Raw genomic sequence first — 16,294 nt, 5'->3', positions numbered from 1 at the left:
TATCCACAAAAAAGCCCATAGTGCCCCATGAGCTTTTGATATAATTTTTAGACATAACTCATTGCGGGTGGTTTAAAATCATGACTAGAGGTATTTGTGGTAGTTTTCGTATCTTTAATCTGAGAGAGATAGGTATTAATAAGCCCCGTCATAAAACCAAGCTTCTCTGCATTAGATAGATCGGATCCCAATACGCCTTCAGTGATACCTTCAAATATCTGGCTCAATTCAGATTTAGCCATGAGAGAAGCTGGGGGATAGGTTGCCAATGTTTTAGTTCCTGGTTTTGAAGTAGATGATTTTGAATCCAACAGAGCGCGTTCGAGAGCTTTAGAGATTCCTTGGATTATTGAACCTAATACTAATTCCTCACCAGAAACCAGCTCACCCTCAACTACCTCTATACCCTCCTCCTTTTTAATACTTTTTAATTCTGGAGGTAATTCTTCTTCTTTAGCTTCCTTCTTCTCTTTTCCTTTTTCTGTTTCTGTTTCTTTTTCTTTTTTAGGAGCAGCAAATAAAGTAGCACTCGAATGCGACACTTTAGTGTTTTTATCCTTTAATTCGTCCATTCTTCGAAAATTAACTTCTAACCAATTGACCAGGCGGGATGGACTTTCGGTATGAAAACTGAATCGATTGTGAGCACAATCATCTTTGATGCTTATTCCTTTTTGAATACGAGCTACATGCGGTTCAACAATAAAGTACTCTTTTGTTGCTTCAAAGGAAGGCAAAATTTCACCTGGGTAAATGATGAAGTTATAATTTAACATCGCTGCGAGTAACATAATGGCAGGACTTTCTTCTGTGAGATATCCTCGGGAACGCTCAGCCCATAGCGCACTGTCTACACCGTCTTTAGAGTGTCGAGATACAAAATCATGTACTGTTTTATCAATAGCCACCTTAAGGCCTTCTACCGATTGATAAAAAGGCATAATTTCTTTTATAGTTTTATCAAATTGATGCTGGGACACCCAAGTATGCCAACGAACAATCTCAAAATTCTTTCCCTTTTCTGTAGCCAGCTGATTAATAATTGCAATTTGCTCATCCATAGAGGCATTCGGGTATTTTAATTTAAATTCAGGGACACGCATATCTAAAGGGGTTAAGAAAGCCGCAAGATTTTTTTCAAAGTATTCCTCGCCAATCCTTAAAGCTTCTCTCTTAAGAGCCTCTTCATCATTTCTCTCTAAAGCTTTGAGATTGTGCCAATAAATTTCATCGGCAATTAAAAAGGTTGTTTTACCTTTAGGGCCCTCATAATCAGGAGCGGTTTGATGAAGCGAAACGGATTGTTGCACAGTGGCTGCTAAATATTCATTACTACAATACTCATTCCCTCTTATGCTTAAAAGGACTAAATCTTTCGTAGTCTTTAAAGAGGGGAAACGACTTTTGCTATTGTCTTTTTTATTAAGAACATCAAAACTTGCGGTAACTATTTTACCCGTTTTTGAACCTTTTACTTTGGGCATTTAATTTTTTCCTTCACTTAATTCTATTATCTAAGTGCACAAATAAATCTATTAGCGTATAATATATACATAATAATCAATTATTTATGCACAAAAAATCTAAATTTTGGTGTTTAAAAAAACACTATTTTTAAATTTTTCGATCAAAAATATAGCCATAGTATAATTCATTTTGCAGAAAAAATAACCATTTTTTTCATAAATAGTTTATAATATCCTTCTGATTATTATGTTTCAGGCAGAAATCAGGTGAGTGATTCGAAGCGAATCGAAGGCCCCTGCAAATCTGTTCCAGGTTAAAAGGCAAATTTTCTTACTTAATGGTTGTGCTCAGCGATTAAGTATTGATACAGTTAAAATATACGGTGAAAAATGGATTCTGAAAAAATTAATGAATTACACGAACTAATTAAAAATAAAGATGCACAAATTAAACAACTGACTCAGGCTCTTGAAGACGAGCGGGAAAAATTTAAATTAGAGTTACAGTATTTCCATGATTACTACGACAATATCATTTCTTTAATGCCCGGACATGTTTATTGGCTAGATCGAAATAACGTCTTTCTCGGATGTAATGAGGCCCAGGCAAAAAGTGCACTTTTGAAATCTCGGAAGGATATTGTAGGAAAAACAAATTATGACATGCCTTGGAAGGATCAGGCAGAAGAACTCAACAAACTAAATACGTTAGTCATGGAAACGGGGATCCCCCATACCGCAGAGGAATATGCTGTGATGACCAATGGTATGGGTATTTACTATTCTCAAAAAGTCCCTTTAAGAAATCAAAAAAATGAAATTATTGGCGTCCTTGGTATTTCCCTGGACATAACCGAACGCAAAAAGATGGAAGTCGCTTTACGTCGAGCCAAGGAAAATGCAGAAGTGGCAAATAAAGCGAAAACGGAGTTTATTGCAAATATGAGCCATGATATCCACACACCGCTGAGCGGTATTGTTGGCATGTCGCGCCTTTTAGAAGAAAAAGCAGCAGATCCCGAAAAGAAACAATATGCTCGATGGATTCATGAAAGCGGTGAACAATTACTGGACTTACTCAATGGAGTTATGGAAATTGTAGCTGCCGATAATCTCAGAGAAAGTGATATTCATGAGGAGCTATTCGACTTACGCAAAAACATTAAAGACATTGCCCATCTTGTACAACCCACTTTGGAAATGAAAAAAATACAATTAAATATTGATATTGATGATGTTGCCCCTAATAGCTTTATTACTGATGGAACTAAATTGCATCGGGTATTGTTAAACCTTGTTGGCAATGCCATTAAATTTACTGATTCAGGTGAGGTTACTATTAAAGTAGAAACCTTGTCTCGCGAAAACAGTTATGCACAAATTCGATTTAGTGTTATCGATACAGGAATTGGTATACCTCCTGAATTACAAAGCAAAATATTTGATCGTTTTTTCCGTGCGATACCCTCCTATAAAAATAAGCACAGTGGCTATGGGGTTGGGCTTCATGTGGCCCAAAAATACTTAAGTTTACTGGGTGGGGAAATCAATCTTGAGAGTGAAGTTGGCAAAGGATCTACTTTTTATTTCACCCTCATGATGAAAATTGGATACGATGAGATAAACAGCACCGACACTGTAATAGTGCAAGAAAAAACAACTTCAAAATCACCGCTTATTTTGCTTGTCGAGGATAATATTATTTCTTTGCATATGATTGAAAATGTCGTGGAGCAAGCCGGGTATGAATTTTATTCAGCAATAGATTGTGAGCATGCTTTAGAGTTGCTGGAAAGTAATGACTTTGACTTGGTCATCACTGACATTGGGATATCCAGTATCACCGATAAAAACTTAATCCAGTGTATCCGCGATTTGGAAAACAAAAAACATAAAAAACATATTCCAATTATTGGCCTAACGACCAATACTTCTGGAGAAATTGAAGATCAACATTTACGTTCCGAAATGAATAAAGTTCTAACCAAACCCATTCATTTAAAAGCCTTGCAGGAAGTAGTCAATGGACTTCATTTATTAAATTAAAACAAATGAATCGATAGAAATTCATCAGAGTACACATGAATTCTGGGTGAAAACAAAACCTTTAAGCTTTCACCCAGTTTTACCAGGTTATTGGGTTTGGAAATAATTTGGATCGAGTGGATAACACACCCAATTCAAAGAAGAACCATTATAGTTAACCATGAGAGTAGTATTATTCAAAGCAGACAAAGTCGGTTGTTTGTCCAAGTAACACACTTGCCGCGCTCCATTTAGCGTGACATAGTAATAAGATGTAGTGGATTGATAATCACTAGGAACATAATAAACATCTCCTTGTTTCTGCAGAACAATAGGTTGTCCCGTAATTACAATTTTTTCAGCATAAGCAGTGGTGTTGAGCAGCGCAAAAGAAAATATAATGAATAAAATTTTTTTCATAATTATCTCACTCCCTGAAAATATGAACAGCTCTGATTAATTATAGAACAAGATCAAGTTTTTATTTTTTTCCAGAACATAAGCTTGGGATGTTTTGCCTGAGTAAGAACGATTATAATCTTCTATTCAAGATCAGCATGCTTTACTCATCAAGGATATATTATGAATGCTTTGGACTGGCTAAAAACTCTCATCTCCTTTGATACCACATCGCGCAACTCCAATTTATCTCTAATTGAAAAACTTGCCAATACTTTAAATGATTACAAGATTAAGCCTATCTTAATTCATAATAGAAAAGGTCATAAAGCGAATCTACTTGCCTCTATTCCAAGTATCCGGGGAACATTTGAAGGAGGTCTTATTCTATCAGGACATACCGATGTCGTACCTGTTGATGGGCAAACTTGGGAGAGCGATCCCTTCAAAGCATTAATCAAAGAAGAAAAAGTATACGGTAGAGGGGCGTGTGATATGAAGGGTTTCATTGCAGTTGTCATGAACCTTATCCCCAAATTTTTAGAACTTAAACTCGATTTCCCCATACACTTGGCTTTTTCTTATGATGAAGAAATTGGCTGTCTGGGTGCCCCGGATCTCATAGAGAAAATTGCCCAACTCAATTATAGACCGCTAGCTTGTATTGTGGGGGAGCCAACATCAATGCAACCAGTCATTGGCCATAAAGGAATACAATGCTTTCGATGCCAAATTCATGGGGTTGCAGCGCATTCATCGCTCACGCCGCAGGGATGTAATGCCATAGAACATGCCGCTCCATTCATTACTTATCTTCGCAAGCTCGCGCTTCAATATCAATCGCATGGTCATCGAGATAATGCTTATGATGTACCCTATACGACCGTGTCTACGAATCTTGTCCGGGGAGGAAATGCTTACAATACCATTCCAAGTTTGTGTGAGTTAGTCTTTGAAATCAGAAACTTACCTGTAGATAACCCCGATGAAATTTATCAAGGAATCGCTCACTATTTAGACAATGAAATTTTACCCGCTTTGAAAGAAGAACACGTTAATACAAAAATTACTTTGGAAACGCTTGCAAGAGCACCTGGACTCGATACACCCTCATCAGAACCCCTGGTTCGTGAAGCCCAGTTAATCTGTCACAATGAAAACATAATGAAAGTAGCTTATGCCACTGAAGCAGGATTATTTCAAAAAGCTGAAATCCCGACAATTGTTTGCGGACCAGGTAGCATTGAACAAGCGCATCGTGCCAATGAATATGTTGTGATTGATCAACTGTATCGATGTGAAGAGTTTATCCTTAAGCTATTGCAATGCTCATTCCTAAAAAACTCAATATGAAAAAAGAAATATCATTTGAAAATTCCATTGAAACTTCATAAGGTACTCCGTCAAGGGAAGATCATCGATATTTGCCCTTTTCTTCTAATTCTTGGGTAGGCAATCTTGAAGTTTTTGAGAGCGCAAGCTAACCTGCCAATGATTGATGATGATAGGCCGTATAGGGTTCGAACCTATGACCAAGAGATTAAGAGTCTCCTGCTCTACCAGCTGAGCTAACGGCCCAATATGAAATGGACACAGATTCATATTTGTGTGCATGGAAAATAGTAGCTGAATTTGTAAAAGATATCCAACCCCTTCATTTTATAAAGTTTTAACTGTTATGAGGCATAATTTTGTTTCTTCGTTGCTTTTATATGATTAAAGGTTAAAAGGGGGTTATTTTATAGTAGACTTCAGGGTCATTGGATATGAACTCACCCATCCAAACAACGGATTATCCCCACTCGCTTGCAAATGGGATGAGTTCTTGAATTAATTTAACGAGCAGGTTCTGCTGGATAAAACTTTGCCGTACTATTTTGTCGAAAGGCAATAATCATAAAACCAACCACACCAATTGCCAAAGTAACTGGAATAACGCCTATTCCATATACGAAAGCTGCTGTTTCACGAATACCGCCTTGTGAATTGATTACATAACCAATGGCTGTATGAAATCCATATCCAAAAATCATAATAATCATGTTAGCAATTGCTGTAGTCAATCCAGCGAGATTTTCAGGTACATAAGTAGAAACAATGTAAATTGCCAGGATCTGATAAGCGCAACACATACCTACAAGGATAAAAGAAACGGTAATACTCGAGACAGTGAGCATACCTGTTATCAGTGCGGTAAACACCAAACACATGGTCGTACCAGCTGCTACAATGGTACCTATGTAATAGCCTGTCTTTTCAGCAATCAAACTCAAAATAGGTGCACCAAAACACATTCCTATAAAAATCATTGAAGGCAAATAATTGGCTGTAGAGGAATTAAAACCATAGACTTGCTTTAAAAAACCAGATCCCCATACATCCGAGAAACCTTCCAATGGACCAAGCATCAATCCAGAAAAACAACAAAGCAGAATGACTTTTTTGTTACTAAAAACAGTTTTGATGTTATGCAAGACTGATTTATGATAGGTTGGTTTTTCATCAGGCACGATAAAATAAGTGATACAAGCAAGTATGAGCCCAAAAGCAATAAATACTTCGATCACCATTTGATACCCCACAGCTTTGCACATATAACTTACGGGGCCGCCACCATATACGGCACCGATAAGCCCTATCATGACAGAAAAACTTAACATTCGGGAAAAATGCTGTTCCTTAAAGGTCATGCGTATAATTTTAAATACACCCAAAATAGCAGCAGAAGATCCAATTCCAATTAAGGCTCGGCCCGCCAAGGGATAAACCCAGCTGTCGGCGAAAAGTAAAGGCAACAAACCTAATACTGGAAGTAAAATACATAATGTCATTACCTTTCTAGGCCCAAAACGATCAAGCATAATTCCAATAGGTAAATGCATCAAAGAATAACCCAAATAATAAACACCTGAAAATTGACCAAATACGGTCGCATCAATATGAAATTGCGACATGATATCATTCATCATAATATTAGGCATGACTCTAAGAACATACTGGTACGCATAAAATATCGATGCAATAATCCAGACAAACCAGGCAACAACTCGTGATGTAGACATATAAATCCTCAAAAACCAAGCAGCTTATATAGGCAAAATGGTTATTACCTATTCATGAGCATTCATTCTAATTCATTTCTCTTGGAATTTAATTGCAAAAATAAAGAGAAATTAATTTTTTTTAATATTTTATTTTAATATTTTTAAAGTGTTTAGTTATTTATGCTAAAATATAAAACGTTTATGTTATTTTTTTCTGAATCCTATGGACCGTACCGATAAAAAAATTCTTGATATTCTTCAATCTAATTGCCAAATAAATAACCAGGAACTCGCCGAAATGGTTGCCTTATCCCCTTCACCATGTCTACGACGAGTGAAGCTGTTGGAAGATCAAGGTTACATTAAAAAAATGGTTGCTTTGCTTGAACCGGAAAAAATAGGTTTAAAATTGTCAGTGATTGTTTTAGTGGGTTTAAATAGCCACCAGCCTGATGTCATGAATCAATTTGAAGAGGCAGTCAGGTTTCTTCCAGAGGTCGTGCAGTGTTATTTAATTACAGGACAATCCGCAGATTATGTTTTAAAAGTCATTGTACCTGACTTAAATGCCTACCAATCCTTTTTATTAGATAAATTGACTCGAATCAAGGGGGTAACCAGTGTGCAATCCAGTTTTATATTAAGAACAATTTATGAAACTACAACATTACCATTAGATCATCTTGATTGATTATTTGTACCTCTTGAATTGGTCATATAAAAACAGTAATGTAACGCATCAATTATACAAGGAGCGAATATGACATTGAAGTTTTTACCACTGGTATTAGCTAGCTTGAGTTTAGCCAGCCATGCATCCCCTACCCCCTTGCCCAAATACATAGACAAAGATGGGCCTGTCTGTACCAATATGTTATGTGCATTTAAAAGCCCTGGTGGATTTTATATCAGTGGTACAGGTTATTATGTCCAACCTAGTGAAACAGGGCTGGGTTTGGTAACGGACAGCTGGTTGTTCACCGTTCCAGGAGGCACTCAAGCCCAAAGCAAGCCTTTTGAACCCGACTATCAATGGGCTGGCAGTGTTGCCCTGGGTTATGACATACCCATGAGTGCAAACAATATTGAGATTAATTATCTTTACTTAAAAAATAGAACCCATGCTGTGAATAGTTTTGCTAATGGCTCTTTTTTATTTGGAAGTATATTATTTCCTGACGCCTCTATTCCTATCGAAGCGATGCCTACCCTCGTGAGTGATGCTTTTTTGACATACCGTATCGACCAGGGTGATGTTCGGGTTGGCAGAAAATACAGCGATACTTCGGGAGTATTTAGAATACGTCCATCACTTGGAGTGCGATATGCTCAGATAAGACATGATCTTACTTTTGCTGCCCCAGGGACAGTGACCAGCAAATTTAGCGGTGCAGGTCCTCTGTTTAGTGTGGATGCACATTATGGTTTGCCTTATGGCTTTGGATTACTGGGATATTTCGATTATGCGCTTATGGCAGGTTCCATGCAGTCATTTTCCCAAGTATTTCTGGGAACAAACTTTAGTTTTAGCTGGCCCCAACGCAATCGCGTAGTAAATAATATCGTAGGTAAAATTGGTCTTGATTATACTCATCCATTTTCGACTACCGCGTCTTGGACTGCTGCCGTAGGCTATCAAATTAATGAATATCTGAGTTCCATGGATACATTAAGGGGTTTTACTGGTATCGGTGGCTTAGGGCCGCAAAGGATCGCTGGTAATGAAACCAATAATTTCTCATTTCAAGGACTATTCCTCAGTCTTACCTTACATGCCTAGTTTAAAATATTGGCTGTCTTTATCCTAAGACAGCCTTCTTATGTTTTTTAATTTTCTATTAAAACATTCAATAATTGCTTCTTCTATATTCCCAAGACATTCAATTTAAGGTAATACTTATTTGGCAGGTACTTTATTATAAATAGGTATAGGTGCTTTTTCGTTAATGGCCTCATGACTTGTCCTTAAAAGGAAATAAGGGATGACACAAACAGTTGATTTTTTACTCATTGGCGGAGGTCTAGCCAGTGCATTCACCGCCGATACATTGCGAAAAGAAGGGGCAACTGGCAGCATCACGATAATCTCCGCAGAAAATTTCTTGCCCTACTATCGTCCTCAACTACCCAGAAAATTTCTTTTAAGAAAGAGAACAAAAGAACAAATGCTCATATTCCATGAAAATCATTATCTGAAATATGACATTAAAGTAATTCTTAACACAAGAGTACTTGCCGTAGATCCAAACACTAAACTAGTACAAACGGATCGTGGTGGCGATTTTAACTTCAAACAACTACTTATTGCTACAGGTTGCAATCCCCAAAAATTAAAGCTGCCTGGAAGCAAGATAAAACATATTTTTTATATTAAAACAATTCATGATGCGGAACTCATTCTTCATCAATTGGATAATGCACAAAATGTGGTCATTTGTGGCGGCAGTTTCGTCGGAATTGAAATTGCTTCTTTGTTGAATAAAAAAAATATCAAAGTCACGCTTATCACAGACGAGTTTCATTTATTCAACGTGAGTTCTTCTGCGGAAATTGTTTCATTTATTACCAATAATGGTGTCGATGTACTCTATTGCGAAACAATTAAAAAATTTCATGGGGTAACGACAGTTCAATCTGTTGAAACCAATTCAGGAAAAATCATAGCCTGCGACTTTGTCATCGTAGCAGACAAATATTTACCAGTGACTGAATTTCTGGAAGGAAGTGGTATTGAACTCGATGACGGCGTCATTGTGGATCAATATCTGCAAACCAATAAAAAAGGAATCTACGCTGCAGGTGATGTCGCTAAATTTTTTGATCCTGTATTTCGTAGATGCCATCGAAATGGAGGAGTGGATAATGCGATCAAACAGGGGAAAACTGTCGCATTAAATATGATGGGAATGAGGAAAATCTATTATAGCGCCTCTTATTTTTACTTACATGCTTTTGATAATTACATTGTGATCATCGGGGATACGGATGAGGCAAATGAACGAATTATTAGAGGCTCGATTAAGGAAAAAAACGGAGCTTTATTTTATTTGAAAGACGGCTTTTTACAAGGTGCTTTTTTTTCAGGAAGACCCATTGAGGAAATTAAAGCGGCTGAATCTTTAATTATCAATCGCATTAATATTGAATCCTATAAACATAAATTAAGTGATATGTATTTCAACCTAGAAGACATCGCTATCCAAACAATCCTGACCCTTCAAGGGGGCGGTGCGTTGGGAGCCTTCGAATGCGGCGTGGTCAAAGCGATGGAAGAACATGAAATTTATCCAGATATTGTTTCCGGAATTTCAATAGGAGCCTTTAACTCAGCCATTATAGCAGGAAATCCAAAGCATGCTGCTGAAGCACTAGAAAGTTTTTGGAATGATCTCGCTTTAGATATGATAAATATTCCCGATGAACAAACAAGGCGATTATTGTCTTCATGGCATACGATAATATGGGGATCTCCGAATTTCTTCTATCCTAGATGGGCCATGCCAGTGTTTAACCCTGCCCAATTACCCGTACACTGGACAAGTTTTTATGATAATTCTTATATCAAAAATCTTTTATGCCAATATATTGATTTTAAAAAGTTAAAAGATAGTCCCATACGTCTGTTGGTGATGGCCGTGAATGTTGAAACCTCCGAATTTGAAACTTTTGATAGCTATACGGATGAGATAACTCCCGATCACATTCTTGCCAGTGGTAGTCTCCCACCCGGTTTTCCCTGGACGACAATAAATGAAAAGCATTATTGGGATGGAGGAATTATTTCCAATACGCCTATTGATTCCACCCTTGATATTTGTGGACAGTCCAATAAAAAAATTTATATTGTAGATCTCTATCTAAGAAACCGATCGCTCCCCCAGAATATGATTGAAGTACTTTCAAGGAAAGATGAAATTTTGTTTTCAGAGAAAATTAGAAAAGACATACGGACTACAGATCTTATTAACAGTTATAAAAAATTAATTGAACAAATTTTAAGCTTTTGTGAACCAAGCGTCGCTGAGGAAATGAGAATACTACCTGCTTACATCCAAACTATGGGCGATCCTGGCATTCAATCCATTACTCGCATCACGCGCGAATCAGGAAAAGAAGAGCCCTATGCCTGGGATTCTGATTTCTCACGAAAGACCATTGAGCAACACAAGAAAAGCGGCTATGAAATCACTAAAAAAATATTGGAACAAGAAGCTTTAGCAAAACGTATCAAATAAATTCTAATTTCAGATCATATGGTAGACGATAACTGGATTATAAGATTGCAGATGAAACTCAAGTGGACACAGTCATTTATTTCCTAATGACTCAGAGATTTATCAGTCTCTTTCGAAAGGATGATTATGCTTTGGGCTTTGATATCTCTATTTTTTTTCTGGGCTGTATACCGGGAACTTACCGGGAACATGCCCATTTCCAAAGGCTACCTTATTGTCATGTTAAGCCTCGCATTATTATTCGCATGGCCGCCCTTTCATCTTTGGTATTTTGAACGTTTTTTAACAAAAGTAGCGAATGAACTGGCTGAAAACCATCCTGCTAAAGTACATTGCAATACTCTATTCGACACACTTTTTGATGAAGAAGTGAAAGTTATGGGTCATGCTGATCCAAAAACAGGGTACATTGTCATTCAGTATCCCAAATGTTATCTCTTAATGGATTATGTGAGACATCCTGAACGTGCATCGATGGATGAAATCATGGCTCTGGATATTTTAACCCATGAGAGCATGCATGTTCGCGGGGAAATCAATGAAGCAAAAACTGAATGTCAAGCGGTACAAAGGAATTACCGCACCGCCAAATTGCTGGGGGTATCGGATTATTTCGCGAAACAAAATGCTTTAGACTACTATAACAATTTATACCTGAAGCGCCATGATGGTTATACCTCTAAGGAATGTGCGCCGGGTAAAGCAATGGATGAACATTTAAGCGATTCAACTTGGAATCAATAAATGCTTGTATGGTAATTCAACCGAATTGTTGACTTAGCCTTATGATTTCAAGGAATATAGGAAATTAGTCCTTACGATAATCGATGTAATAGAATGACAAGAGAATTACCATCCCACACGACGATTAATTCATGTTAAAAACCATATTGTATTTGATGCTGCTTATAATGGGAACAGTCAGCTGCAATAGAAGTGTTGAACAGCAAGTATGGTCACCACCTAAAAAATTCCCTTCCAGTACCAAAGACTATAAACCGGTTAATCATTTACCCTATATAGCTTGGTGGCAACAATTCCATGATTTAGAGTTGAACCATTTAATTGAGGCGGGTTTGAAAAATAATATGGATGTTCATATAGCAATTGGGAACTTACAGCAAGCACAAGGCGAATTGAAACAAGTGAAACTCAGCTGGCTGCCTCTAGTTCAACTATTTGCTGGTTATTCCACGAATCCCGCTTTGGGTGCTCCTGGTGCATTTTATGGTGTGTGGCCCTATTATTTTGTCAATATTATGAAACTTTATACACAACAAAAACAGGCTAAATTCAATGTGGAAATTCGTCGTGCTGCAGTGGACGGGATGCGCCTTGCGTTAATAGGACAAATCGCTTCTTCATACTTCACTTTGATGGCTCAATTAGAGCAACTCAAATTATTGCAACAACTGGATAAAGACTTGAAATCATTAATACGCTTAAGTCAGGGAGAAATTAAGATTGGGCTGGAAAATGATATTAATCTGGCGCAATTACAAACCGACGAACGCCTCATTGTGGCACAAATGAAGCCTGTATTATCAAATATCGTATTAAGTCAGAATGCGCTTCGCTATTTAATCAATGAAAATCCAGGTCCAATTAAAAATAAAAATAATTTTGCTCAATTAGACTTTTCACAGATTAAACCTGGAAGCTTGCCGGCTTCGGTCCTAAATAATCGGCCAGAATTAAAAATGGCATTCTATGCTTTGAAGGCTTCTCGTACAGGAATTCAGCTTGCTTACAGTGATTTTTTTCCCGGACTCCAACTGGATGACTTTATCGGGGAAGTGCATCTACCCAACAGTCATCTGGCTCAGGCTACGGATGCCTATGTCAATTGGACCATTGCACCAAGTACTTTAGGGGCCATTGCTGCTAGTAAAGGGGCTTACCATGCCAAAATTGCAGAATTTAATAAAATATTAAGACGTATTTTGCAAGAAGTAGACAATGATTTTGCAGCCAATCGTCGATTAAATGAAAAATATAAAACTTATTTATATGCAGAAAGAGATTACCGGCATAAATATAATTTACAGCAAGGATTATTAAAAACAGGATTAATTTCATATAAACAGCTACTTGAGAGCAAAATTTACTTGGATAACTTGGCACTTTCAACGAATCAAGTTAAGTTAGAAGTTGCGATGTCATTGGTGGTATTGTACCAAGACTTGGCTGGAGGATATGCCTCTCCTGCCTAATCCATCAGTGGATAATGCATTCCTGCATACTTGAAAAGTGATTTTACGGTAAATGAATTTATGATTATTTTTTACAGAATACGTGAAAGGACCAAAAAAGGGTTTATTCGGATAAAACATTGGTTTACCCTCGCTAATACCATTATATTCATTGGTATTTTAACCACCCTTATTTATATTTTTTCCTATTTATTTCCTTTTACTGATAATGCATTTGTCGTGAATAATGTTCGTCCCGTAGCAGCTCTGACAAATGGATACATCACTGGATTGTATGTCCGTAATGGGGATGTAGTCAAAAAAGGCCAGAAACTTTTTACTGTGTTTAAAAAGCCTTATATTTATGCTGTGGAACAGCTTAATGCGGATCTAGCGGCAGCGCAAGCAAGATTGGACTCTTTAAAAAAAACTTACGAACGCGATCTCAAGTTGAGTGAAACGGAACAAAAAAATTACATCAGACTCAAACAAGATGATCAAAAATATCATAAAGGATATGCCTTAAAGTCAGTTTCCCTTATTACTCTCCAAAATTCAGAACAAGCAACAAAAGGAGCCAAAGACAAATGGGATGCTTCGATAAAGCAAATGGAAATAGACCAGCATAATATTGAGGCCCAGGTCAATGAAATAAAATCCCTTCATGCCCGACTAAAAAATGCAAAAGTGAATTTGGCACAAACGGATGTTTATGCCCAAAATAATGGAATTGTCCAAAATTTATTTTTTAGTCTGGGAACGCCTGTAAACATAAACCAACCTCTTTTTTCTTTGATAGATACGGATAATATTTATATCCAGGCCAATTTTAATGAAACCGATTTAGGTTATGTACGCAAGGGAGCAAGAGTATTGGTATTTCCAAGAATGTATCTTGGAAGAAAAGTGTTTCACGGCATCATTGACTCCGATTACTGGTCAGCTAATAGGCAACTAGTTGATGTTCGCACTCAATTACAAAATGTCATCAATGAAAATCAATGGATTTTATTGCCACAGAGACTACCAGTTATAATCAGAATCACAGATCCTGATCCGGGATATCCGCTACGGCTTGGAACGAGTGCTTATGTCTATATACAAGTTTAAACGATGGGTAAATGAAATTGATCCCTATGCGTTGCAGCGAATTACTCTTTATAAATGTCTTTTAGTTGCGACTGTGGAAGTGTATGTTTATTGGATATTTCAACCAGCCAGCTTTTTAGCTTTTTTCTCCCCCTTTTTTTTATTATCACTGTATGAGTCTCCTACGCTGAATACCTTTAAAGAAAAAGAATGGTTACTGATCTTTATTGCCATTGCAGTCATATTGATCAGTGTTTCCTTTTATCTCATTTACCCTTTTAAAGGTTTATTTTTCTTTTTCTCACTGATGGTCTTTGCAGTCACCTATTTTTGTGTATTGAAATATTTTTATGCTTTAAAGAGTCTCACCATGCTGCTTATTGCAACTGGAGCCGTTGTTCTGAGTACGGCCCCCCCTGCTAATCTTGAAATTGCTTATGGGTTAATTTCATCGACTGCATTATCCATGACTTTTGCTTTAATTTGTTTGAGGTTTTTCCCCAATATGTACTTAACTGTTTGGAATAAATCCCTGGAGAAATTTATAGAATGCCTTGAACTCGACATTGACTCTGCCATAAACCAGGATCATAAAAGCCCTACGGAAGAAGAAATCGTCCATTTGGGAATGGCTCGAAATGTGCGCAGACTCCTTCCTAAAAAATATATGAGACAAGCCGTAAGAGTTTCTGTAAACATAAGAAATATTCAGCATTCTTTGGATAATTTATATTATGAAACCAAAAATGAATTATTTTGGCATGGGATACAAAATAACCTTTATCTGCTAAGGCAGAATATGAATACCTATACACCTTGCGGCCCCCCGAATATGCCAATTGAGGCCGAAACAAAATTACAACATTATATATTGCATTGTTTACAAAAGGCATTTATCGGTTGGGATAAATTATGCTTACTGCGGCGGCGTTGAAAAAGAAACTTGATTATGCTCGTTTTACTCAATTGGCGATGATGTTTATGGTCGCCATGTGGATCTATTTATTTACCACCATTCCCCATAAATGGTGGGTTTTATTAACTGTCATTATGGTGAGCGCAGGTATTGAACCGGGTTTAATTATTCGAAGGGCAATTTATCGAATTGGAGGAACTTTTGCTGCATTACTCGTTTTAATACCTTTAATCTATCTGATGCAGTTAAATTATCGCCTTATCCCGGTCGTATTTATTTTCGGTATAATAGGACTTGCGGTTTCATCATTAAATACCAGACGCTATGACATCAGTGTTTTTTTCATCACAATTGTTGTTTTTTTGTTATTGGCGCAAACCACAGATGCGACCTCACCCGAAGGACCTATTGAAATGGTATTGAATCGGGGAATATGTACCTTAATAGGTGCTTTTATTGTTCTAGTGGGAGACTATTTTCTTTTTCAAGCTTATCGATATTCTCAAAAGCTTTATTTATTTCATCAAATGATGGTGTACGATTTCTTTAAAAGTAAGGTCACACAAATAACGAGGTGTCGCTCGGAAAAAATTAATACTTTTATTTTTGTTGAAAAATTGCGAGGCGAAGTCATTAAATATTGTACTCCAATTGCAATGAGTTCTGAAAATTTAAAGCTGGAGGTAAAGATCAGTCCTGAGACAAAAAATAAGGTAGACATTTTTCAAGAGACAATTTGGGATTTGCGCAGGCTTCTTTTCGCTTTATGTGTTTCTGAGTTTGTCCTGCATTCTGCTCCAGCCACCGAAAAACACTTAAATGAATTTAAGGTCCTGATGAATCGGGCAAGGGATAATTTTATTTATAGTCAAGAAATATCAGACTAGCTTAATACAATGATTGTGCAAGCTAAAGGGTCCATTACGGA

At 37.1% G+C, this 16,294-nt stretch carries 13 protein-coding genes and 1 tRNA gene; 10 read left to right on the top strand and 4 right to left on the bottom strand.

Going from position 1 to position 16,294, the window contains the following annotated elements; all coding sequences use genetic code 11:
- Positions 1-47: 47 nt before the first annotated feature.
- Entirely contained in the window at positions 48-1,484 is a 1,437-nt protein-coding gene (locus tag BU07_RS0107315) for a hypothetical protein (RefSeq protein WP_051635502.1), read from the bottom strand.
- A 372-nt stretch (positions 1,485-1,856) separates the two neighbouring features.
- Between BU07_RS0107315 and BU07_RS0107310 the strand changes: the two genes are divergently transcribed.
- On the top strand, positions 1,857-3,512 hold the full coding sequence (locus BU07_RS0107310) for an ATP-binding protein (protein WP_031564743.1): 1,656 nt from the start codon (positions 1,857-1,859) through the stop codon (positions 3,510-3,512).
- A gap of 87 nt (positions 3,513-3,599) precedes the next feature.
- On the opposite strand, the gene BU07_RS0107305 is transcribed toward BU07_RS0107310, so the two are convergent.
- Positions 3,600-3,911, bottom strand: a complete 312-nt coding sequence (locus BU07_RS0107305) for a hypothetical protein (protein WP_031564741.1) — start codon at positions 3,909-3,911, stop codon at positions 3,600-3,602.
- A gap of 162 nt (positions 3,912-4,073) precedes the next feature.
- Between BU07_RS0107305 and argE the strand changes: the two genes are divergently transcribed.
- The gene (gene argE / locus BU07_RS0107300) at positions 4,074-5,243 is read left to right on the top strand and encodes an acetylornithine deacetylase (RefSeq protein WP_031564738.1); all 1,170 of its coding nucleotides are present in this window, start codon (positions 4,074-4,076) and stop codon (positions 5,241-5,243) included.
- 152 nt (positions 5,244-5,395) lie between these two features.
- Here argE and BU07_RS0107295 read toward each other — a convergent pair.
- Together BU07_RS0107295 and BU07_RS0107290 are read right to left on the bottom strand one after the other, a co-directional pair.
- Positions 5,396-5,468: transfer RNA gene (locus tag BU07_RS0107295), tRNA-Lys, on the bottom strand.
- Positions 5,469-5,725: 257 nt separating this feature from the next.
- Positions 5,726-6,952, bottom strand: coding sequence for an MFS transporter (locus BU07_RS0107290; protein ID WP_031564737.1), 1,227 nt, complete (start codon positions 6,950-6,952; stop codon positions 5,726-5,728).
- 205 nt (positions 6,953-7,157) lie between these two features.
- On the opposite strand from BU07_RS0107290, the gene BU07_RS0107285 reads away from it, so the two are divergent.
- The 8 genes from BU07_RS0107285 (at position 7,158) to BU07_RS0107250 (ending at position 16,253) form a co-directional block, all read left to right on the top strand.
- Complete coding sequence (locus BU07_RS0107285; RefSeq protein ID WP_031564735.1) at positions 7,158-7,625, top strand: Lrp/AsnC family transcriptional regulator; 468 nt, start codon at positions 7,158-7,160, stop codon at positions 7,623-7,625.
- Between the two features lie 69 nt (positions 7,626-7,694).
- Entirely contained in the window at positions 7,695-8,714 is a 1,020-nt protein-coding gene (locus tag BU07_RS0107280) for an Lpg1974 family pore-forming outer membrane protein (protein ID WP_031564733.1), read from the top strand.
- Between the two features lie 202 nt (positions 8,715-8,916).
- Positions 8,917-11,169, top strand: a complete 2,253-nt coding sequence (locus BU07_RS0107275; protein ID WP_031564731.1) for an FAD-dependent oxidoreductase — start codon at positions 8,917-8,919, stop codon at positions 11,167-11,169.
- Positions 11,170-11,295: 126 nt separating this feature from the next.
- On the top strand, positions 11,296-11,913 hold the full coding sequence (locus BU07_RS0107270; RefSeq protein ID WP_031564729.1) for a hypothetical protein: 618 nt from the start codon (positions 11,296-11,298) through the stop codon (positions 11,911-11,913).
- 131 nt (positions 11,914-12,044) lie between these two features.
- Entirely contained in the window at positions 12,045-13,382 is a 1,338-nt protein-coding gene (locus BU07_RS0107265) for a TolC family protein (RefSeq protein ID WP_031564726.1), read from the top strand.
- Positions 13,383-13,442: 60 nt separating this feature from the next.
- Positions 13,443-14,471, top strand: coding sequence for an HlyD family secretion protein (locus BU07_RS0107260; protein WP_031564724.1), 1,029 nt, complete (start codon positions 13,443-13,445; stop codon positions 14,469-14,471).
- Positions 14,452-15,384 (top strand): hypothetical protein, encoded by a 933-nt coding sequence (locus BU07_RS0107255; protein ID WP_031564722.1) that lies wholly within the window; start codon positions 14,452-14,454, stop codon positions 15,382-15,384. The genes BU07_RS0107260 and BU07_RS0107255 overlap by 20 nt, the downstream gene beginning before the upstream one ends.
- Entirely contained in the window at positions 15,363-16,253 is an 891-nt protein-coding gene (locus tag BU07_RS0107250; RefSeq protein ID WP_031564720.1) for an FUSC family protein, read from the top strand. The genes BU07_RS0107255 and BU07_RS0107250 overlap by 22 nt, the downstream gene beginning before the upstream one ends.
- Positions 16,254-16,294: the final 41 nt, after the last annotated feature.

The sequence above is a fragment of the Legionella wadsworthii DSM 21896 = ATCC 33877 genome (genome assembly GCF_000701265.1).
Lineage (GTDB): Bacteria > Pseudomonadota > Gammaproteobacteria > Legionellales > Legionellaceae > Legionella > Legionella wadsworthii.
This window is presented reverse-complemented; position numbering and strand designations above follow the sequence as displayed.

Bases quoted from the DNA above. Each gene is read 5' to 3' on its own strand.
- BU07_RS0107315 (WP_051635502.1), bottom strand. From the start codon at position 1,484: ATGCCCAAAGTAAAAGGTTCAAAAACGGGTAAAATAGTTACCGCAAGT.
- BU07_RS0107310 (WP_031564743.1), top strand. From the start codon at position 1,857: ATGGATTCTGAAAAAATTAATGAATTACACGAACTAATTAAAAATAAA.
- BU07_RS0107305 (WP_031564741.1), bottom strand. From the start codon at position 3,911: ATGAAAAAAATTTTATTCATTATATTTTCTTTTGCGCTGCTCAACACC.
- argE (WP_031564738.1), top strand. From the start codon at position 4,074: ATGAATGCTTTGGACTGGCTAAAAACTCTCATCTCCTTTGATACCACA.
- BU07_RS0107290 (WP_031564737.1), bottom strand. From the start codon at position 6,952: ATGTCTACATCACGAGTTGTTGCCTGGTTTGTCTGGATTATTGCATCG.
- BU07_RS0107285 (WP_031564735.1), top strand. From the start codon at position 7,158: ATGGACCGTACCGATAAAAAAATTCTTGATATTCTTCAATCTAATTGC.
- BU07_RS0107280 (WP_031564733.1), top strand. From the start codon at position 7,695: ATGACATTGAAGTTTTTACCACTGGTATTAGCTAGCTTGAGTTTAGCC.
- BU07_RS0107275 (WP_031564731.1), top strand. From the start codon at position 8,917: ATGACACAAACAGTTGATTTTTTACTCATTGGCGGAGGTCTAGCCAGT.
- BU07_RS0107270 (WP_031564729.1), top strand. From the start codon at position 11,296: ATGCTTTGGGCTTTGATATCTCTATTTTTTTTCTGGGCTGTATACCGG.
- BU07_RS0107265 (WP_031564726.1), top strand. From the start codon at position 12,045: ATGTTAAAAACCATATTGTATTTGATGCTGCTTATAATGGGAACAGTC.
- BU07_RS0107260 (WP_031564724.1), top strand. From the start codon at position 13,443: ATGATTATTTTTTACAGAATACGTGAAAGGACCAAAAAAGGGTTTATT.
- BU07_RS0107255 (WP_031564722.1), top strand. From the start codon at position 14,452: ATGTCTATATACAAGTTTAAACGATGGGTAAATGAAATTGATCCCTAT.
- BU07_RS0107250 (WP_031564720.1), top strand. From the start codon at position 15,363: ATGCTTACTGCGGCGGCGTTGAAAAAGAAACTTGATTATGCTCGTTTT.